This is a genomic window from Thioalkalivibrio sp. ALJ12, assembly GCF_000378305.1.
Classification (GTDB): domain Bacteria; phylum Pseudomonadota; class Gammaproteobacteria; order Ectothiorhodospirales; family Ectothiorhodospiraceae; genus Thioalkalivibrio.
In genome coordinates, this window is the sequence record NZ_KB899538.1 from 492,568 (window position 1) to 513,081 (window position 20,514).

The window sequence follows — 20,514 nt, forward strand, 5'->3', positions numbered from 1 at the left end:
CGCGACCCAAGGACCGCCCGGCATGGCCAATAACGACAACGTCTCCCAGCTCACTGACTACGACTCTCTGGACCCGCTGCGCGAGCAGTACCAGGAGAGCCTGATCACGACCCCGGTGCTGCGTCAGGAACTGCGCGAGCACCACGTCGCTCTGCTGTGCATTGACCTGCAGTACCTGGATGCCGCGCGCGGTCATGGGGTGTTCGCCGACTCGGTGCAGTCCGGCGTGCCGCCCGAGGCACAGGAGTACTACTTCAACCGCCTGGAGCAGACGGTGCTGCCGAACGTGCGCCGGCTGCAGGATGCATTCCGCGAGCAGGGGCTGGAGGTCATCCACACGCGTATCCGTTCGCTGACCCACGACGGGCGCGACCGCAGCCCGGGCCACAAGCGCCTGAACCTGCATGCCGCGCCCGGCTCCAAGGATGCGGAGTTCGTCGAGCAGGTCGCACCGGTGGGCGACGAGATCGTGCTGGACAAGACCGCCAGCGGCGTCTTCAATTCGACCAACCTGCACTACATCCTGCGCAACCTGAACATCTCGGCACTGTTCATCGTGGGTGTGTATTCGAACGAGTGCGTATCCACGGCCGTGCGCGATGCCTGTGACCTGGGTTTCTATGTCACGCTGATGGACGACGCTACCGCGACGGTGACCCCGGAGATGCAGAAGGCGACGATCACCACCATCAAGGATCGCTACGCCCGCGTGATGACCACCGACGAGGCGATCCGCGAGATCAAGAAGGTGAAGGAGGCCTCGTGACCGGCCTCGACGACCCGATCCTCCCGAGTTCCATCGCCTGGGGGCTGCTGATCGCGTTCAGCATCCTCTGGGTGGCGCTCGGCTGGTGGCTGGGTCGTCACAACAAGACCGCCGAGGACCACATGCTGGCCGGGCGCAACGTCGGGCTGGCGCTGGCCACCGCGACCGCGATGGCCACCTGGGTGACGGCCAACACCACGATGACCGCCCCGCAGCTGGCGTTGCAGCTGGGCGTCTGGGGCATGCTCGGGTATTCCCTGGGGGCGCTGGGCCTGATCCTGTTCGCGCCGCTGGCTCGTCGCATCCGCGAGCTGATGCCGCGCGGCTTCACCTCCGGGGACTTCATCCGGCTGCGCTTCGGCACCTTTACCTGGCGGGTATTCCTGGTGGTCTCGCTGATCTACGCCTTCGGCTGGCTTGTGTCGATGGCGATGGCCGGCGGGGTGCTGATCAATGCCCTGGCCGGGATCGACTATCGCGTGGGCATGACCGTGATCCTCACGGTCTGCGTGATCTACACCCTGCTGGGCGGTCTGCGCGCGGTTATCGGTACGGACTTCATCCAGACCATCATCATCATCGCGGGTGCGGCGTTCATCGCCTGGCTGACCATCGACAAGGTTGGGTTCGAGGCGATCCATTTCAACCTGATGGAAGAGCGCCCGGAACTGCTGAGTCTGCTGTTCCCGGCCGCAATCATGTTCCTGTTCAACAACCTGCTGTTCGGGGTCGGCGAGATCTTCCACTCCAACGTCTGGTGGTCGCGCGCCTTCGCGTTTGGCCGCAACGTCGGCTTTCGTGCCTACCTGCTGGGCGGGCTGCTGTGGCTGCCGATCCCGATCGTCGCCGGCTTCATCGCCCTGGCCACGCCGGCGCTGGGCATCAACGTGCCCGCCGCGGACATGGTCGGGCCGCTGGTCGCGGCCGAGGTCCTCGGCCTGACCGGCGCGATCGTGGTCTTCATCGTCGTCTTCGCCGCCTTGGCCTCGAGCCTCGACTCGCTGCTGGCGGCCACCTCGGACCTGGTCACCCGCGATATCTACCGCGGCCATATCCGCCCGCAGGCCAGCGAGCAGAGCCAGTTCCGCGCGACCAAGGTGATCGTTGTGCTGCTGGGTCTGCTGACCTGGCTGGCCGCGAGCTATCGCGGCTCGCTGCCGATCATCGGCTCGCTGGCCGAACTGCTGTACTTTACGGGGGCCTTCGTGGCCTCGGCGATCTGGCCGATCGTCGCCGGGCTGTACTGGCGGCGGGCGAACCCTCAGGGCGCGGCCTGGTCGATGATACTGGGGTCGGGCATTGGGCTGGCCAGCTATTTCCTGATCGGCTTCTATGTCGCGGCACTGGTGGGCGCGGCCGTCTCCCTGGCCGTGATGGTGCTGAGTACCTGGCTGGCGCCGCGGCCGTTCGACTGGGGTCGCCTGTCCCGCGACGCCGCGGCCGAGGAGGTCCGGACCGCATGATGATCTCGTCGACTGCCTTGTCCGTGATCGTTGTGGTTGCCACGCTGGTCGCCACCCTGACCCCGATCCTGCTGCTGGCCCTGTTCATTCGCGACTGGAAAAAAGGATGCCTCTGGTGAACTACACCGAAGATCCCCTGCACGTGCTCCACCCGAAAGACGGCGCCGCCGGCACCGACCGCCCGAAGGCGCTCCTTGAGGCCGTGGAGGAAGACCCGGACCCGCTCCTGAAGCTGGCGGCCGCGCATGTGGTTTCCAGTCAGCAGTTCTCGCGCGATGAACTGCTGCAGCTGTTCCGTCTGGCGGCGCAGTACGAGACCACTCCGGCGCTGATGCACCTGCCGCTGGCCGGCAAGATTCTGATCAGTGCGTTCTACGAGCCGTCCACGCGCACGCGGCTGTCCTTCGAGAGCGCCTGGCACCGGCTTGGCGGGGCGGTGATGTCGATCACCGACCCCAAGAGCACCGGCATCGCCAAGGGCGAGTCGCTGGCGGACATCGCCGAGATGTTCAACAACTACGGCGACGTGCTGGTGCTGCGCTCCTCGGATGGCGAGGCGGCGCACAACATGCTGGAGAACCTGCGCATCCCGCTGGTCAACGCGGGCAACGGGATCGACGAGCATCCGACCCAGGCGCTGGCGGACGTCTACACCCTGGCCAAGTGGCGACCGGAGCTGTTCACCGGCCCGGTGGCGCCGGAGGACCGCATCAAGGTCGGTATCATCGGGGTGCCCTCGCGCATGCGCACGGTGCGTTCGCTGCTGCGCCTGCTAAGCCTGTTCCCGGAGGCAATCGAAGAGGTCGTGATCATCTCGCGCGAGGACGAGAACTTTGACCCGGGTCAGCGCGAGGAGCTGGAAGAGGCCGGCCTGAAGCTGCGCGTGGTGCACGAACTGGACCCGCTGCTGCCGGAGCTGGACGTCGTCTACATCAACGCCATTGCCTGGGTGGGGGATACGTTCGAGTCCATGGGCGAGGGCCTGAAGCTGGATCGCAACTCCCCGCTCAAGAAGGGCGCGGTCATCCTGCACCCGCTGGCACGCGGTGACGAGCTGTCCACGGACCTCGACGACACCCCGCACAACTGGTACTTCGCCCAGGCCCGCGGGGCCGTGTTCGTGCGCATGGCGCTGCTGACCACGGTGGTCCGCCGGATCAGCGCGGTCATGGATACCCCGGAAGACTGAGCCAAAGTCGAACTTGAACCGCGAGCGGCGTGGCGCGCCGTAAACCGCGCCCCGCTCGCACCCACGGAATCGAACCAAGGAGACATGCCATGTGTGGCATCGCCGGAATCTTTCACGCCGACCCCAACCGCAAGGTGGACCCGCAGACCCTGGTCAACATGGCCGCGATCCAGTATCACCGCGGCCCCGACGGCTTCGGCTACAAGACGCTGGACGACCGCGGCGTGGGCTTCTCCCATGCCCGCCTGTCGATCATCGACCTGGACGAAAACCGCGGCCGCCAGCCGTTCTGTATGACCGACGGATCGATCATGACCGCGGTCAACGGCGAGCTGTACGACTACAAGCGCATCCGTACCGACCTGACCTCGCGCGGCGTGCAGTTCCGCACCAAGAGCGACTCCGAGATGGTCATGCACCTGTACCGGCGCGAGGGGCTGGAGGATGCGATCAAGCACTTCCGCGGCGAGTTCGCGATCTCGCTGTATGACCGCGAGCATGATCGCCTGGTGCTGATCCGCGACCGCTTCGGCATCAAGCCGCTGTATTTCACCGAGGCCAATGGCAGCTTCGTGTTCGGCTCCGAGCTGAAGGTGCTGTTCGCCAATCCCGACGTCCCGCGCCAGTTTGCCGATGACGGCCTGTACCACCAGCTGATGCAGACCATGGTCCCGGGCACCACTGCGTTCGAGGGCATCCACCAAGTGAAGCCCGGCCACATGGTCATCGTCGAACGGGCCCACGGCAAGCTGAAGGTGCGCCAGGAGAAGTACTGGGACATGGACTTCCCGCTGGCCTCCGAGCGCCCGCCGGAGGAGGATGCCGACGAGAACTACTGGATCGAGGGCGTGCGGGAACAGTTGATGGAGGCCGTCCAGCTGCGCCTGGAGGCCGACGTGCCGGTCGCCTGCTACCTCTCCGGCGGGATCGACTCCTGCATCACCCTGGGCCTGGCCTCGGCCAGCCAGCAGTCGCCGGTCAAGGCCTTCACCATCGGCTTCGACAACGACGACTACGACGAAACGGCGATTGCCCGCGAGATGGCCGAGAGCGTCGGCGCCGACCAGGACATCCTGAAGCTGAATGCGGATCACCTCTACGACAACTTCGAAGAGGCCCTGTGGCACGCCGAGCGCACCATCTACAACACGCTGGGGGTGGCCAAGCTGTTGATGAGCCGGCACGTGAACGAGGCGGGCTACAAGGTGGTGGTGACCGGCGAGGGCTCGGACGAGCTGTTCGGTGGCTACCCGGCCTTCCGCCGCGACATGTTCCTGCACGGCCTGGACACCCTGCCGGAGGCTGACCGCGCCGCCTGGCAGCAGATGCTGAACGAGTCCAACGAGCTGTTCTCCGGCGCGATGCTGGCCGAGGACGAGGTCGACGACCCCGAGTTCACGAAGATGATGGGCTTTACGCCGTCCTGTCTGCAGCCCTGGCTGGCGGCAGCCGAGCACGTGCCCGGCCTGCTGGCGCCGGAGCGCCGCGAACGCATGCAGGACTACCAGCCCGGCAAGGCGATCGCCAACGCCCTGGACGACGACATGCTGGATGGCCGGCATCCGCTGGACAAGGCCCAGTACGTCTGGATCAAGACCATGCTGGAGGGCCAGATCCTGACCTGGGGTGGCGACCGCATGGACATGGCCAACTCCATGGAGGCGCGCCCGCCGTTTCTCGACCACCACCTGGCCGAGTTCTGCGCCCACCTGCCGCCGACCCTGCGCATCAAGGGCCGCACCGAGAAGTACGTGCTGCGCGAATCGATGAAGGGCCTGCTCCCGAAGGTGCTCTACGAGCGCGAGAAGTTCGCGTTTATGGCCCCGCCGGCGCACACCGACCCGGTCAAGTGGGCAGCGATGAAGGCCCTGGCCGACCGCTACCTGTCGCCGGAGAAGGTGGCCGAGGCGGGTCTGCTGGACCCGGAAGGCGTGCGCCGCGTGTTCGAGATCCACGAGGACGAGACCACCCCGGCAGCCACCCAGGTCCAGCTGGACGCGGTGATCAACCACATGATCGGGGTGCAGGTCCTGCACGAGAAGTTCGTCGCCACTGACATCCCGGCGCTGGCTCGCCAGAAGGCCGACGAGTTCGGCTGGCGGCCGTAAACCCGGGTTACGGACGGCCAGGAACTGCCTCGCAAGAGGGGACCGGGTGGTCCGGTGCTCAATCCCAGCTGTTGCGGGCGTCCTGGTAAAAGCCGGGGTCGTCGCTGGTGGCGCCCTGCAGGGTGCAGACCGCCGCCGCGAACGCCAGCGCGCGTTCGAGGGTGGTCGGCCAGCCCCAGTCCTGTCGCATGCCGAGCAGGACGACACTGGCAAAGGCATCGCCGGCCCCGACCGCATCGCGCAGCTCGGGTACCGGCGGGGCCGGGGCCGCAAAGCGCTCGCCGTTGACGGTACGAATGATCGCCCCGCCGGCCCCGGCGGTGACGACCAGGGCCTGACGGATGCCCGCCTGCTCGAGCAGGGCGGTCTCCGCCTCGTCGTCCGCAGCCCCGGGGACCAGGGTGGCCAGCTCGTCCTGGTTCAGCTTCACCACGTCGGCGTCCCGTATCAGGTCCAGCGTCGTGTCTCGCGTATACCAGGGGTCGCGCAGGTTCACGTCCACGAAGCGGTGCCCGGCGCGTTCGCGCAGGCGTGCCAGCAGGTCGTGATTCCCCCGGCGCAGGGCCAGTGTGCCGTGGTAGAGCAGTGGCGTGGAGGCGGGCAGCGCATCGGCCCAGGCTGCGGGTACGTCGTCGTAGGCCTGGTCCGGCACGATGGTGTAGCTGGGCTCGCCGCGGGCGAGTTCGACCCGGACTTCGCCGGTCGGGGCTTCGGGGTGCCGATACAGCCCGCGGGCGTCCATGCCGATCGCATCCATGCGGGCCTGCACCGCGGCGCCCGCCGGGTCGTTGCCTATGCCGCCGACGAAACAGACCGGCTCCCCGAGCTGATGCAGGTTCCAGGCGACATTGAACGGCGCTCCGCCCAGGACGCGCTGTCCATCGGGAAAGACATCGAACAGGACCTCGCCAAAGATCAGCTGGGGGGATGGCTCGGCAATCACAACGGCCTCCTATCAGGGAAATTCTCCCGGGGGATCAGGAAGGGTGTGGCTCGCGGTCGGCCCGCTCCACGCGATCGCGCCCGAGCTTCTTCGCCTGTAGCAGGGCGTGATCCGCGGCGTCGAAGATGGCCGCGGTGGACTGTCCGGCCGCGATCGGGCACATGCCCGCCGAAATGGTCACGCGCAGCCGCGTCTTGCCGGCCCGTACGATCAGGCGATCCACGGCCTCGCGGATCGAATCGGCACGGCGCTGGCAGGTGTCCGGGTCGGAGGTGAGGATCATCACGAATTCCTCGCCCCCGTAGCGCGCAACGAAGTCCTCGCTGCGCACGCCCTCGGCCAGGATCTCTGCGACGGCCTTCAGCACCTTGTCGCCGGCACTGTGGCCGTATTCGTCGTTGATCGCCTTGAAGCGGTCGATGTCCCAGACCAGCAGGCAGGCCGGTTGCTCCGCCCCCAGGTCCTCCCGCAGGCCATCAAGGTAGCGCTCGAAAGCCGTGCGATTGGGCAGCCCGGTCAGGCTGTCGCGGTAGGCCTCCGCCCGCGCCTGATCCAGCCGCTTGCGCAGGGCACTGACCTGCGACTCCAGCGTACGGCCCTTCGCTCGCAGCAGGCGGTTGCGCTCCAGGGCCTCGAGCAGATCGTTCTCCTGCTGATTGCGAAAGGCCGCCACATGTTCGACCACGCGATCCAGACCCCGGCTGATCTCCTGGCGCAGGGTGGCGATGTCCTCCAGGTCGTCCATGCGGCCCTTCATGGCCCGGACATTGTCCGAGATGCCATCGTGCAGGGTGGCAACCGAGGCGCGTGTACGTTCGCTGCGTTTCTCGTCTTCCGACAGGGCCGAGTCGACGTCTTCCAGGCGATGCCAGATCTCGCCCACGACGTCCGACAGCTCGTCGCGCTCGTGCATGGCGCGCTCGCACTTGTCGTGCAGCACCCGGAAGAGCTGAGAAAGCGTTCGTTCGATCTCCGAGCGGTCGCGCCGTTCGGTCGCGCGATGCAGGTCATCCAGGCCGGGGTCCAGGAAATCGAACCCGTTCAGTCCGCGGCGCACGACCTCGAGCACAGCGCTGGCCAGGTCCTCGTGGTGATCGGAGCTGCGGACCGCGTCGGCCAGCTGTGCACCCAGCCGATCCATCCAGGCAGAGTCGGGCGGGCTGGACTCCACCGCGCGGGACAGGTCCTGAACCGCGCCATCCAGTGCCGGCACGCGGGCGCTGACCACCGCCAGTGCCCTCAGGGCCACCCGCCTCAGTGCATCCTGCTGGACCTGCTCGCGCTCCAGGCGGCGCTCGAGGTCGATGATGGTCCTGCGCATCTCGCTGGCGGACATGGGGCTCCCGAAAGGGCTGTGGGGTCTGGACGTGCCGGGATCATTTAACCGCGTCCGCGACGCGGACGCCAGCGATGGGACTCAGGCGGTGTGGCGGGTTCCGTGCAGCGACTGGGCGGCTGGCAGCTCGATCTCGATACCGACCGGGAGGTGGTCGGACAGGGCCACGTTGTACACGCGCATGTCGCTGACATGCAGGTCCGGGGTCAGCAGGATGTGGTCGAACACGAGGCGCGGATCCCAGGAGGGGTAGGTGGCCGGGCAGCTGATCGGCTCCAGCAGCCCGGTACGGGCGACCAAACGCCGGATCTCCAGGCTGTCCTGCTGGCAGTTGAGATCCCCCATCACCACGGCGTGGCGTTCCGACTGGATCCGTTCGGCGACGTAGTCCAGCTGGGCCTGGCGTGCGCGCCGGCCGAGTGCCAGGTGCAGCAGAAACAGCACCAGCTCCTCGCCATTTTCCATTGCGTAACGGGCCTCGATGGCCCCGCGCCCCGGCAGCGGCCCGGGCAGGCGGTGCATCTCGACCCGTTCCGGCTCCAGCCGCGAAAACAAGGCCAGCGAGTGTTTGGCGAACTGGCCGAGATTGCGGTTGATGCGATTGTAGGTATGCGGGAAGCGGGCCTTTTCCGACAGATAGGAGGCCAGGTCCACGAAGTTCGAGCGCAGGCTGCCACCGTCCAGCTCCTGGACGCCGACGATGTCGAAGTCGGAGATGAAACGCGCCACGCGATCCAGGTTGCCGATCCGCCCCTTATAGGGAAGGACGTGCTTCCAGGAGTTGGTCAGATAGTGGTGCAGGCGCGACGAGGGGATGCCCACCTGGGCATTGAAACTCAACAGGCGCAGGCGCTGCGCGCCCTGGTCGTGCTGATAGGTCAGTCCGCGTACCTCCGGCGAGGCCGGTTGTGCGCGAACGGGTTCGGCATGCTTGCCGCTGGCCGTGGCCGTCATACTGCTTTGTTCCCCAGAGAACGGCGGAAGGTCCGCCCGGATACTACCTAGAATGGACAGACCAACTCGCCCAAACGTTCCGTCAGCTTCAGGTTTTCGCTGTAGTCGACCGGGCAGTCGATGATGGTGACACCGGGGGTGGCGAGGGCCTCGCGCAGGGCGGCCTCCAGGCTGTCGCCCGGGCCGATGCGCACACCGCTGGCGCCGAACGAGTGCGCCAGCTGGACAAAATCCGGGTTGCCGAAATCGACGAAGGCCTTGCGCCCGTACTCGCGCACCTGCTTCCACTCGATCAGGCCGTACGCATTATCGTTCCAGATCAGCACGACAAAGCTCTGGTTCAGGCGCACCGCCGTTTCCAGTTCCTGCACATTCATCAGGAAGCCGGCGTCTCCGGTGACCGCGATGACCTGGCGTTCGGGGTAGAGCGCCGCCGCCGCGATCGCTCCCGGCAGGGCGATGCCCATGCTGGCGAACCCGTTCGAGATCAGGCAGGTGTTGGGGAGCTCGCAGCGGAACATGCGCGCCATCCAGAGCTTGTGCGCCCCGACATCGGTAATCACCACGGCGTCGAGCTCGGCCGCGGTGCGAAGGTCCCAGATCAACTTCTGCGGCTTCAGCGGGAACTGGGTGTCCTCGCGATGCTCGTTCATGTCGTCGATCAGGTTCTGGCGCAGCGGGCGCAGGATGGTCTCCTCGCGCGGGTCCACGAGATCCGTGAGGCGGGCGAGGCAGGTATTTAGGTCGCCGATCACCTCGGATGAGACATTGTAGTGGCCATCGACCTCGGCCGGGGCGGAGTCGATGTGGATCAGCGTGCGGTCGCCGGTCGGGTGCCAGAGCCTGGGTGGATATTCCACCAGGTCGTAGCCGATACAGACGATGACGTCGGCCTTGTGAAAGCCGAAATTGACGAAATCCTGGCTTTGCAGGCCCACCGAGCCCAGGGCCAGCGGGTGGCGGAACGGCAACACGCCCTTGGCCATGAAGGTGTTCGCGACCGGGATATTAAGCGCGGAGGCCAGCTGCGAAAGGGCTCCGCTGGCTCCCGAGCGGATGACGCCGTTGCCCGCCAGGATCAGCGGATGCTGGGCCTCGTTGAGCAACTTCGCCGCGGCCTCCAGGGAGGCCTCGGCCGGCACCGCCTCGGGTCCGGCATGGACCGGGAGTGGCGGGTTGGGGCATGGCAGGGCGGCCACGTTTTCCGGAAGTTCAATGAAGCTGGCGCCGGGCTTGCCGCCCTCGGCCCACTTGAAGGCTTTGCGGACAACCTCCGGCAGTATCTCGGGCTCGACCACGCTGGAGCTGTACTTGGTGATCGGCTGGAACAGGCCCTTCAGGTCAAGGACCTGGTGCGACTCCTTGTGCAGCCGGTGAGTGCTGGCCTGGCCCGCGATCGCGACCAGCGGGGCGTGATCCATGTTGGCATCGGCGACACCGGTGATCAGGTTGGTCGCCCCCGGGCCAAGGGTCGCCAGGCAGACCCCGGCACGGCCGGACAGGCGACCATGGACGTCGGCCATGAAGGCCGCGCCCTGCTCGTGGCGCGTAGTGATGAACTCGATCGGGGAATCGGCCAGGGCGTCGAGAACGGCCATGTTCTCTTCGCCCGGCAGGCCGAACACGCGCTCGACCTGTTCCTGTTCCAGGCATTCGACCAGTCGCTGGGCCGTAGTGACGGTTGTGCTCACGCGTTACGCCACCCGACGCTGGACCCTGGACACGGGCGGGGTCAGCCCCGGGCCCGTTCGATCAGGAAATCGGCGACGTCGAGCATCTCCTCGTGGCTGCGCGTCATGCTGGCCGAGACCACGGCCTCGCCGTCGATGACCAGGGTGGGCACACCCTCGACGCCGTACTCCTGAACGTCCTGGCCGGCCTCGGTGACCTTGCGGCGGATCTCCTCGGAGCGCATCACCTCGCGGAACTCGTCGGCGTCGAGGCCGCGCTGGTTGATAAAGCGCAGGATGGCGCTTTCCGAGCGCAGCTCGCGCCCCTGGTCATGGATGGCGTCGTAGAACGGTTGATGGACCTCGTTCAGCACTTCCAGCTTCTGTGCGGTGTAGAAGACGCGCGCATGCAGGGCCCAGACATCGTTCATCGGCGCGGGCAGATAGACGAACTCGACATCGTCATCCAGCCCCTTCTGCCACTCCTGCACATAGGGCTCGAACGAGTAGCAGTGCGGGCAGCCATACCAGAAGACCTCGACCACCTGGATCTTGCCATCCTCCAGGCCGGTGTCGACCGGCGGCTGGATGGTGCGGAAGTTCTGACCATCCCGGTATTCGCGGGCCAGGCTGGTGCCGGTTGCCAGCAGCAATCCGGCACCGCCCATGGCACCCAGGAAATCACGACGCCTCATTTACAGCTCTCCGTAGGAATGCAGCCCGGACAGGAACATATTCACGCCCAGGAAGGTGAAGGTGGTCACGAACAGACCGATGATGGCCCACCAGGCCATGACCGGGCCGCGCCAGCCCTTGGTGAAGCGCATATGCAGCCAGGACGCGTAGGTCAGCCACAGAATCAGGCTCCAGGTCTCCTTCGGATCCCAGGTCCAGTAGCCGCCCCAGGCCTCGGCCGCCCACATCGCGCCCAGTACGGTGGCGATGGTGAAGAAGGCGAAACCGATCGCGATGGCCTTGTACATCACACTGTCCAGCGCATCCTTGCTGGGCAGCCGATGGGTGATCGCGGCATCCGGCCGGGTGCGCTCGAAACGGTGCTTGATCAGGTAGGCCACACCCAGCATGGCCGCGATGGCAAAGCCGCCGTAGCCGACGAAGTTGGTCGGTACGTGGATCTTCATCCACCAGGAGTTGAGGGCCGGCACCAGCGGTTCGATCTCGTGCGCCTGGCGGTCCCACATGTACCACAGCAGGAAAGTCACCGAGGCGGCGATCACCAGCATCACGAAGGCGCCCATGGTGCGCTGACCGGTGCGCTGCTCGTAGTACAGGTACATGAGCGTGGTCATTACCGCCAGCAGGATGAATACCTCGTAGAGGTTGGACACCGGGATGTAGCCCCAGCTGGGGTCGGTCAGGTAGATCTCGCGCCAGCGCACCATCAGCGCCATCATGCCGGCGCCCGAGCCGATCCAGGCGAAAGCGGCCCCGAGGCGCGACGGGAAGTCGGATTTGCTGAACAGGCCGAGGATGTAGGTCGCGGTGGCCATGTAGAGCATCACGCTCATCCACATCACACCGGCCTGGCCGGAGCCAATGTAGTTCAGCCAGAAGTTGGTGCTGCCCCGGGCCAGATCGTCACCGTACAACCAGACCCCGAACAGCGAGAGCGCGGCGACGATGATCGAAAAGAGCTGCCAGGGGCGCCAGAACCAGCCCAACCAGGCACTCATGCCGGCGGCGAGGATCAGGCCGCCGGTGTCGTAGCGATCCATCAGGTGGCCATACTGCCAGTGAGCGATCACCGCAACGGCGAGCACCAGCGCAAAGTATGCCCAGTCGAGCGGCCGGATGCGCCGGAAGATACTGGGCCGTTCAAAATCCAGGGCCTCATGGGGTACTGACATGGATCGCTCCTCCGACTGCTACCGGTTAGTCGTTCTTATTAGTTGATTCACTTCTGGCCATCGCCCGAGCCGTTGGCCGGCTTCTGATCGATGATCCAACGCTTAAGATGCGCGAAACGGTTCTCGAATTCTACCTTGTGCCGGTTACTGGTTCCGGCCATGGTCACCTGCGTCCCGCTGCCGTCTTCACGGCGTCGGGCGATGATCCACAGACGCTGATACGACACGTAAAACATCAGGAAAATCCCGATGATCAGCATCACGCTGCCGGTGTACACCGTGCTTTGCCCCGGGGCGCGCGCAATCTGGAGACCGGAGGCCTCGCGGTGCTCGAAGTCGCTCAGGTGGAAATAGAACGGTGACTCGTAGAGGCTGATCGCGTTGATTGCGGAGACAGCGTCTTCCAGCCAGCGCTGCTCCTCTTCCTGGATCGAGACCACACCCTCGTCTTCCAGGACCTCCATGTACAGGCCCTGTAGTCCGGCGTGCAGCACCCGCATCAGGAGCTGGCCGACCTGCTCGCGCTGTTCTTCCGGCACGCGGCGGTCAATCTCCGCGTGCACCGCGCCGTATCCGCCCTCGGCGAACAGGCGCATCAGCTCCGAGGTCGTCTGGGCGATCGCGGTGCCGGAGGGATCGTCGGCCGCGACTTCGCGCGCGATGGTGTTGCGCACCTCGGCGTTGTGCAGCATTGCCAGGTAGGTGCGGAAACGGTCCAGCGAGTCATCGGCATCCGCCGGCAGGAACAGGTACACGAACTCGTCACTCGGGCTCTCGCGTACGCCACTGAGGAAGTACATCGCCCCTTCCTGCAGTGCAGGCCGCATGTAGTTGCGGTAGTAAAGCCCGTGCCCGGTGCGATCCATCAGGCGGAAATCGAAGCTCGGGCCCAGCTGACGGTTCTCGCGCTGGCCTTCTTCATTCAGCAGCGGTACGACATTCTGGTCCTTGAAGTCGATGAACTCGATGATGCGCGTGTCACCCTGCGGGGTCGGGATTTCCTGCTCCTGGAATACGCGCCCGGGGACTTCCAGCGAGCGCAGGGCTTCGCCGCCGAGCGGGATCGCCTCGATATCGAGGCGGGTGCCGCCATCGGCGAAGCTGGCCTGGTAGATCGCGTACCCGTTGTAGATCAGCGGGTGGTTGACCGAGATGGTATGCCGCAGCGGCTCGTCGCGGTTGGGGTCATGGATCACGAGATCCGACTCGTAGGAGCTTTCCGCGCCGGTCGAGAAGCGCTCGATTCGGAACTCTTCCAGCTCGATACGAAACGGCAGTTGCTGGACGAAATAGCCCTCGCGCATCGGCAGGAACACCACGTCCGCGGAGGAGCCCTCCGGGATTTCGACCATGCCGCGGAACGAGGGATTGGAGACCGGCACCCAGGCCGAGCGCGGTACTTCGGACACCGGGACGCCCCGGGTCTCGATCTCGATGATGCCCAGCCACTCTTTGGCCTTGAGCAGCGTCGAGCCGTCTGCCAGCGCGCCCACGCAGATCACCACGATCCCGACGTGGGTCAGCAGATAGCCGAGGCGGTTCCAGCGGCCCTTCATGGCCGCGATCACCGTCTGGCCCTCGGATTCCTTCTCGCGTGCCTTGAAGCCCTGGGCCTTCAGCACACGCCGGGCATGATCAATGAATTCTTGCTGCGACTGGTCCAGCTCCCCGGTCGCGCTCGAGTGGAACGAGCGCAGGGACTTTTCCTTCACCTGCAGGTTGTAGCGCCGCAGGTCCTTCAGGATGCCCGGGCTCTGACGGTAGACGCAGAACGAGGTGGAGACCACCAGGAAGGTGACGATCAGCAGGAACCAGGTGGCGGAATAGACCTGATAAAGCCCCATGCCGGCAAAGATCTCGTGCCAGAAGGGACCGTAGTCGATCAGGTAGTCGGTATAGGGCTGGTTCTGGACGAGCACTGTACCGATTACGGAGGCGATGGCCAGTGCCACCAGCAGGGTGATCGCCAGGCTCATGGAACCCATGAACTCGACCAGGATGCGGCTGCGCCGCGGGGCGCGGGCGGACTTGCTGCGGGCACCGGTCGCGGGAGCAGACCCGGCCACCTGTTCGTTATTCGACATGCTGAAACCTGCGTTGACCTTCGCGACTATGCGAAGCACCCCTGTCGGGGTTCAATTTCCTAGACAAACTGCACGGAAGTTTCGTGCAAACCCTGTTACTGGAGCTGGCCAGTTTCTCTGATCCGACCTGTCTGACGTGCCGAGCCCCCGCTCCATTCCCGGTGGCGGAAAAATTTGTCTGCCCCGGACAGCAAAAAAGGGGCGGCCTATGGCCGCCCCTTCCCTGGGAGGTTCGCCGCCCGGACTGCACGGCGCTCCGGCACGATCAGTCGGACGACAGCCCGGCCATGTACTGTGACACGGCCTCGATGTCTTCGTCGGACATGCGCTGAACCACATTGCGCATCATCCGACCCGCGTCGTTGGAACGCTCTCCGTCACGGAATTTGTAAAGCTGGTCCGCGCTGTAGGTGGCGTGCTGCCCCGCAACCTTCGGGAACATCGCCTCCGGGTTGCCCTGGCCATTCGGGCCGTGGCATGCGATGCAGGCGGCGACGTTCTGGGAGGGGATGCCGCCACGGTAGATGCGCTCGCCGCGTTCGACGACGTCTTCGTCGGCGGTTTCGGTGGTGATGGACTGCTCGGCGAAGTAGGCCGCCAGGTCGCGCATATCCTGCTCGTCCAGATCCGCGACTTCGCCCGCCATCAGCGAATCATAGCGGGTCTCGCCTTCCTTGAAGTCACGCAGCTGCTTGACGGTGTACTTCGGGTGCTGGCCCGCGAGCTTCGGCCACTCCGGGTTGGTCGAGTTGCCGTCCGCCTGGTGGCAGGCCGCGCAGGACTGGGAGATTTCCTGGCCGCGCTGAGGATCGCCCGCCTGAGCCGCCGACAGCGGGAGCAGCAGGGAGACGGACAGGGCAGCAAAGAGAGCGGAAAGCTTGTGGTTCATGATCGAAGATTCTCCTGCATGTAAATGCGTGCCGGGTCGGACCCGCGTTCCTTGTGCCCCTTGGCAGGGCGATCAACATGAAGGAAACACTGGTCAATGTACACCCTCGCGCTCGAGTCGCTTTTGCATGCGAACAAGGCGCGGCGACTGCCGTGCAGTCACTCTGCACAAGGGAGCCGCAACGCCGTTCGCGCGCAAAAGCGGCCGAGCCCCTGCATTGTAATGGGTTATGGGGTTGGTACCCCAGTTTCCCGATCCTGCGTTGCGCCGCTTGCGGGTAGAACCACTACCCGCAAGCGGCGCGCCTTGTCTCGGAAAACCTGGGGTACCAACGCGAGGGTGTACATTGACCAGTGTTTCCTTGAGCGGCGCAGTTTATAGCACAATGCTAAATTGCGCTCAAAAATATTCCGAGCTCCGCACTCGGCCAAGGACGTCCCCCGCCCCATGGAACCCCGTTTTCGCGAGACCGCCTTTATCAAGGGCGTGGCCCAGGTCGAGCAGCTCCCGGAGGATGACGGCATCGAGATTGCCTTCGCCGGGCGCTCGAATGCCGGCAAATCCAGCGCCCTGAATGCCCTGTGCGGGCGCAAGGCCCTGGCCCGGGTGGGCCGCACGCCCGGGCGCACCCAGGAAATCAACCTGTTCGCCCTGCCGCCGGACGAGGCATGGCGGCTGGTGGATCTGCCCGGCTATGGTTACGCGAAGGTGTCCGCCGGCCAGCGCCAGCATTGGGATCGGCTGCTGGGGGATTACCTGCAGTCGCGCGAGTGCCTGGCAGGGCTGGTGCTGATCATGGACATCCGTCGTCCCCTGACCGAGCTCGACCGTCAGCTGCTGGAGTGGGTGCCGCTGGAGCGTTGCCAGTTGCACTGCCTGCTGACCAAGGCCGACAAGCTCTCGCGGCAGGCGGCCGACAAGCAATTGCACGCGACCCAGCGTGAGCTGGAAGGCTTGGGGATCGAGGCGACCCTGCAGACCTTTTCTTCATTGAAAAATCAGGGGGTCGATGACCTGCGCGGCCTGTTGACCGAGTGGCTCCAGCCGGTCGAAGACTGACCGTGGCCCGCCCCGGGCGCGAACTATGAACCCCAGACAAAAAAATGCCCCGGCCTTGGGGAGGGCCGGGGCAAGATTCGGCCTCGACAGGGGGGAGCGAGGCCTGCCCGCTCAGGGAGAGAAGCGGGCTCGCGCTGGGCTAGAGCGCTTGTAACGTAAGAAAGCGTCAGTTGCCTTGAGTTCCATCCGTTCCCGAAAATGAACGTGATTGGCTTCACACTCCTGAATGCAGCGCTCCTGTGGCTGTTGCCCCGTCAGTCATCGGTTCCCTGGGACTGGGCGTGTGCCCTCAGGGTCTCGACCAGATCGGCCGCGCTGGTCCCGTGAGGGTGAATCTCCAGCAAGTCGCCTTCGGGCCCGATCAGATAGGTCGATGAACTGTGGTCGATGATGTCGCCCATCGCCGAATCCGTTGCGCGGCGTTCGTAGAAGACACCATAGCGCTTAGCGGCGGGCTTCAAGTCTTCTTCGGATCCGGTGGCCGCGTGAATGTCGGCATGAAAATGGGCCACGTAATCGGCCAGGCGGTCCTCGGTATCTCGTTCCGGATCGACGCTGATAAACACACCGTTCACCTGGCCCTGCAACTCTTCCGGCAAGCGGTTCAGCGCCCCGCCAATCCACCCCAGGCTGGTCGGGCAGGCATCCGGGCAGCTCGTATAGCCGAAATACAGCCAGACGTACTGGTCCGTGTAATCGCCCAGGTCGAAGCGCTCCGCGTGCGTGGCGACCGGCAGCTCGATCGGTCCGCCCTGTACCTCGTCGGCGATGGGCAGTTGCGCATGACCTGCAAGATCGCGCGGCGGCGGCTCGCCCGGCTCCAGAGTGACATACACCAGCAGAGCACCTGCGGCGACCACCGCGAAGGCCCAGAAGAGACTGCTGACGGGGATACGGTTCATAAGGGGTTCATCAGTGATCGCGGGCAGTGACAAAGCGGAATTGTACGAAGGCGGCCTCGGATTTGCCTGCCGGCATCGCGGTGGCTGCCCAGGTCATGGATTCGGTGGTACAGAGCGGCAGCGTGGTCGTGCCGCGGTAGCGGCCATCACCCGTGTGTTCCAGGCGCGGGCGCTGGTAGCCCATATACATTTCGACTCCGGCCAGGTCCAGGTCCAGGGCCTCAGGGTTGTTCAGCGCGGTCTGCGCCGCGGCATCCAGCTGCAGGTCCAGCGTCAGCTCCCGCAGCATCGGTACCGGGCGCGGCGTGATCTCCAGGCGCACCTCGCCGCCCTGTGCCAGGGCGGTGCTGCAGGGGCCGGCATTCAGGTCGCAGGCCTGTGGCTGGACGATCGGCACCTCGGCGGCGCCACTGTCCAGGTAGCGTTCGGCCAGCATCCAGGCGCTCGCGAGTAGCAGCAGCGCGACCAGCCAGGCGGCGATTCGGTTGAAGCGATGGGCCAGCATGGGGGCTAGTGGGCGTCGTCCCAGTTGGCGCCGACGCCGACGTCTACGACCAGTTCCACGTCCAGGTCGGCGGCCCCGCTCATGGCCTTGCGCACCAGCGTGTTCAGGTCCTCCACCGCCGCGTCGGCCACCTCGAACACCAGTTCGTCGTGCACCTGCATGATCATGCGCGCGTCAATCCCGGTGTCCTCGAGGTCGTGCGCGACCCGTACCATCGCGCGCTTGATGATGTCGGCGGCCGTGCCCTGCATCGGGGCGTTGATCGCGACACGCTCGGACTGCTGGCGCCGCGCCCCGTTGCGGCTGTTGATCTCCGGCAGGTACAGGCGGCGGCCGAACAGGGTCTCGACGTAGCCGTTCTCGCGCCCGGAGGCGCGCGCCCGTTCCATGTAGTCGTGCACGCCGGGATAGCGGCTGAAGTAGCGGTCGATGTATTCGCGCGCCTCGCCCTGCTCGATGCCGAGGTTGCGCGCCAGGCCCCAGGCGGACATGCCGTAGATCAGGCCGAAGTTGATCGCCTTGGCCGCGCGGCGCTGATCGCCGGAGACCTGCTCCGGGTCCAGCCCGAAGACCTCGGCGGCGGTTGCGCGGTGGATGTCCTGACCCTCGGCAAAGGCCTTCAGCAGGCCGGCATCCTGCGACAGGTGAGCCATGATGCGCAGCTCGATCTGCGAGTAGTCTGCCGCCAGTAGCTGGTGGCCCTCATCCGCGATGAACGCGCGGCGGATGCGCCGGCCGGCCTCGGTGCGCACCGGGATGTTCTGCAGGTTCGGCTCCGAGGATGACAGCCGCCCGGTGGCCGCCCCCGCCTGGTGATAGGAAGTGTGCACCCGACCGGTCTCCGGGTGGATGCGCCGGGGCAGGGTCTCGGTGTAGGTGCTGCGCAGCTTGGACAGGCCGCGGTGCTCGAGGATCAGGCGCGGCAGGGCGTAGTCGTCCGCCATCTGCTCCAGCACGTCCTCGGCGGTGGAGGGCTGGCCCTTGGGTGTGCGCCGCAGTACCGGCAGGCCCAGGCGTTCGAACAGGATCTCCTGGATCTGTTTGGGCGAGCCGAGGTTGAACTCGCCGCCGGCCTCCTCGAAGGCCTCGCGCTCGATGCGCTCCATCTCGGCCAGCAGCTCCTGGCTCTGCTCGCCGAGCCGATCCGGGTCCACCTTTACGCCGACGCGTTCGATATCCGCCAGCACCGGGACCAGCGGCATCTCGATCTCGCGGTAGACAAACGCGGGGCCTTCGGCCGCCTGCAGACGTGGCTGGAACACCGCATCCAGCTGCAGGCAGATATCAGCGTCCTCGCCGGCGTAATCGGTGGCGATGCCGATATCCACCTCGGCGAACGGGATCTGCTTCGCCCCCTTGCCGGCCACGTCCTCGTAGTGCGTGGTCTTGTAGTCCAGGTGGCGCTCGGCCAGGGAGTCGAGGTCGTGGCGGTTGGCCCCGGCGTCCAGGCAGAACGACTCGAGCAGGGTGTCGTCGACGATCCCGCGCAGGGTGATGTCGTGATTGCCCAGCACGTTGCGGTCGTACTTCAGGTGATGGCCCAGCTTGCCGTGGCGCTCCGACTCCAGCCACGGTTTCAGGCGCTCGAGCGTCTCCGAGCGCGGCAGCTGCGGCTCGGCATCCGGCCCGGTGTGTGCCAGCGGCAGGTAGTACGCGGTGCCCGGCTCGAAGGCGAAGGACATGCCGACGATCTCGGCGCGCATCGCATCCAGGCTGGTGGTCTCGGTGTCGAAGGCGACTCGGTCGGCCTTGTCCAGACGCTCCAGCAGCTCGGCCAGTTCGGCCTCCTCGCGCAGCGTCCGGTAGTCGCCCTTCGCCTGCGACGGGCCCGGATTGCCGTCAGCGGCCTCGTCCTCGCTACCCTCCAGCTCCGCGCGCCAGCGGGTGAAGCCGTAGCGGCGCACCATCTCCAGCAGGCGCTCGTGATCCGGCTCGCGGATGTTCAGGTCGTTGGGGCCGGCATCCAGCTCGACATCGCGCTTGACCGTGATCAGTTCGCGCGAGGTGGGCAGGCGCTCGGCCGCGGCGCGCAGGTTCTCGCCGATCTTGCCGCCGATGTCGTCGGCCTGCTCGAGGATGGTGTCGAGATCGCCGTACTTCGCGATCCACTTGGCCGCGGTCTTGGGGCCGACCTTGTCCACGCCCGGGATGTTGTCGACGCTGTCGCCCATCAGCGCGAGGTAGTCGACGATCTGCTCCGGGGCCACGCCGAATTTTTCCTGTACGCCCTCGCGGTCCAGCGTGACCCCGCTCATGGTGTTGACCAGGGTGATGCGGTCATTCACCAGCTGGGCGAGGTCCTTGTCGCCGGTGGAGATCACCACGTCATGCCCGGCTGCGGCGGCCTGATCGGCCAGGGTCGCGATCACGTCGTCGGCCTCCACGCCCTCGACGCACAAAAGTGGCAGGCCCATCGCCCGCACGAGTTCGTGCAGCGGCTCGATCTGGGCGGCCAGCTCGTCCGGCATCGGCGGGCGGGTGGCCTTGTATTCCGGGTAGATGTCGTCGCGGAAGGTCTTGCCCTTCGCGTCGAACACCACCGCCATGTGTTCCGGGCCGTAGTCCGCGCGCAGCTTGCGCAGCATGTTCGCCACACCAATCATCGCCCCGGTCGGGGCGCCATCCGGCGCGGTCAGCGGCGGCAGGGCATGGAAGGCCCGAAACAGATACGACGAACCGTCGACCAGAACGAGGGGGGCTTGTGACATCAATGCGGTATCCGTGCGGAAGGTGCGCGCCATTCTACAGCCCCGTTTTGTGCCGCGACCATTTGTACCG

At 65.9% G+C, this 20,514-nt stretch carries 16 protein-coding genes and 1 pseudogene; 6 read left to right on the forward strand and 11 right to left on the reverse strand.

Annotated features, from left to right (window positions below):
* Positions 1-22: 22 nt before the first annotated feature.
* From F467_RS0102360 to asnB, 5 genes are all read left to right on the forward strand, one after another.
* On the forward strand, positions 23-766 hold the full coding sequence (locus F467_RS0102360) for a cysteine hydrolase family protein (RefSeq protein WP_012981444.1): 744 nt from the start codon (positions 23-25) through the stop codon (positions 764-766).
* A complete protein-coding gene (locus tag F467_RS0102365; protein WP_018139777.1) occupies positions 763-2,229 on the forward strand; it encodes a sodium:solute symporter family protein in 1,467 nt (488 codons plus the stop codon). Before F467_RS0102360 ends, F467_RS0102365 begins: the two co-directional genes overlap by 4 nt.
* Positions 2,226-2,348 carry a hypothetical protein gene (locus F467_RS13860; RefSeq protein ID WP_012981446.1) on the forward strand — a complete coding sequence of 41 codons (123 nt, stop codon included), beginning with the start codon at positions 2,226-2,228 and terminating at the stop codon, positions 2,346-2,348. The genes F467_RS0102365 and F467_RS13860 overlap by 4 nt, the downstream gene beginning before the upstream one ends.
* Positions 2,336-3,418 (forward strand): aspartate carbamoyltransferase, encoded by a 1,083-nt coding sequence (locus F467_RS0102375; RefSeq protein ID WP_012981447.1) that lies wholly within the window; start codon positions 2,336-2,338, stop codon positions 3,416-3,418. The genes F467_RS13860 and F467_RS0102375 overlap by 13 nt, the downstream gene beginning before the upstream one ends.
* Before the next feature lie 89 nt (positions 3,419-3,507).
* Positions 3,508-5,526, forward strand: a complete 2,019-nt coding sequence (gene asnB / locus F467_RS0102380) for an asparagine synthase (glutamine-hydrolyzing) (protein ID WP_018139778.1) — start codon at positions 3,508-3,510, stop codon at positions 5,524-5,526.
* Positions 5,527-5,584: 58 nt separating this feature from the next.
* Here asnB and F467_RS0102385 read toward each other — a convergent pair whose 3' ends face one another.
* From F467_RS0102385 to F467_RS0102420, 8 genes and pseudogenes are all read right to left on the reverse strand, one after another.
* Entirely contained in the window at positions 5,585-6,469 is an 885-nt protein-coding gene (locus tag F467_RS0102385; RefSeq protein WP_018139779.1) for a carbohydrate kinase, read from the reverse strand.
* A 34-nt stretch (positions 6,470-6,503) separates the two neighbouring features.
* Positions 6,504-7,805, reverse strand: a complete 1,302-nt coding sequence (locus F467_RS0102390) for a GGDEF domain-containing protein (RefSeq protein WP_018139780.1) — start codon at positions 7,803-7,805, stop codon at positions 6,504-6,506.
* Between the two features lie 81 nt (positions 7,806-7,886).
* Positions 7,887-8,759, reverse strand: a complete 873-nt coding sequence (locus F467_RS0102395; RefSeq protein ID WP_012981451.1) for an endonuclease/exonuclease/phosphatase family protein — start codon at positions 8,757-8,759, stop codon at positions 7,887-7,889.
* A gap of 47 nt (positions 8,760-8,806) precedes the next feature.
* Positions 8,807-10,450: an acetolactate synthase large subunit gene (locus F467_RS0102400; protein ID WP_012981452.1), complete on the reverse strand. Its 1,644-nt coding sequence runs from the start codon at positions 10,448-10,450 to the stop codon at positions 8,807-8,809.
* A 41-nt stretch (positions 10,451-10,491) separates the two neighbouring features.
* Positions 10,492-11,124, reverse strand: a complete 633-nt coding sequence (locus F467_RS0102405) for a thiol:disulfide interchange protein DsbA/DsbL (protein WP_018139781.1) — start codon at positions 11,122-11,124, stop codon at positions 10,492-10,494.
* Positions 11,125-12,297, reverse strand: coding sequence for a c-type cytochrome biogenesis protein CcsB (gene ccsB / locus F467_RS0102410; RefSeq protein WP_012981454.1), 1,173 nt, complete (start codon positions 12,295-12,297; stop codon positions 11,125-11,127). It abuts the gene before it with no gap.
* Between the two features lie 25 nt (positions 12,298-12,322).
* Positions 12,323-14,381 (reverse strand): annotated as a pseudogene (locus F467_RS0102415) (cytochrome c biogenesis protein ResB).
* 265 nt (positions 14,382-14,646) lie between these two features.
* Positions 14,647-15,270 (reverse strand): cytochrome c, encoded by a 624-nt coding sequence (locus F467_RS0102420; protein WP_012981456.1) that lies wholly within the window; start codon positions 15,268-15,270, stop codon positions 14,647-14,649.
* A 447-nt stretch (positions 15,271-15,717) separates the two neighbouring features.
* On the opposite strand from F467_RS0102420, the gene yihA reads away from it, so the two are divergent.
* On the forward strand, positions 15,718-16,329 hold the full coding sequence (yihA, locus tag F467_RS0102425; protein ID WP_012981457.1) for a ribosome biogenesis GTP-binding protein YihA/YsxC: 612 nt from the start codon (positions 15,718-15,720) through the stop codon (positions 16,327-16,329).
* A 254-nt stretch (positions 16,330-16,583) separates the two neighbouring features.
* Here the strand turns inward: yihA and F467_RS0102430 are convergent, their stop codons facing one another.
* Genes F467_RS0102430 through polA form a run of 3 tightly spaced genes read right to left on the reverse strand, consistent with a single transcriptional unit; the run spans position 16,584 to position 20,444 of the window.
* Complete coding sequence (locus F467_RS0102430) at positions 16,584-17,231, reverse strand: SCO family protein (protein WP_018139782.1); 648 nt, start codon at positions 17,229-17,231, stop codon at positions 16,584-16,586.
* A gap of 10 nt (positions 17,232-17,241) precedes the next feature.
* A complete protein-coding gene (locus F467_RS0102435) occupies positions 17,242-17,736 on the reverse strand; it encodes a hypothetical protein (protein ID WP_018139783.1) in 495 nt (164 codons plus the stop codon).
* Between the two features lie 5 nt (positions 17,737-17,741).
* Positions 17,742-20,444: a DNA polymerase I gene (polA, locus tag F467_RS0102440; protein ID WP_026182239.1), complete on the reverse strand. Its 2,703-nt coding sequence runs from the start codon at positions 20,442-20,444 to the stop codon at positions 17,742-17,744.
* Between the last annotated feature and the right edge of the window lie 70 nt (positions 20,445-20,514).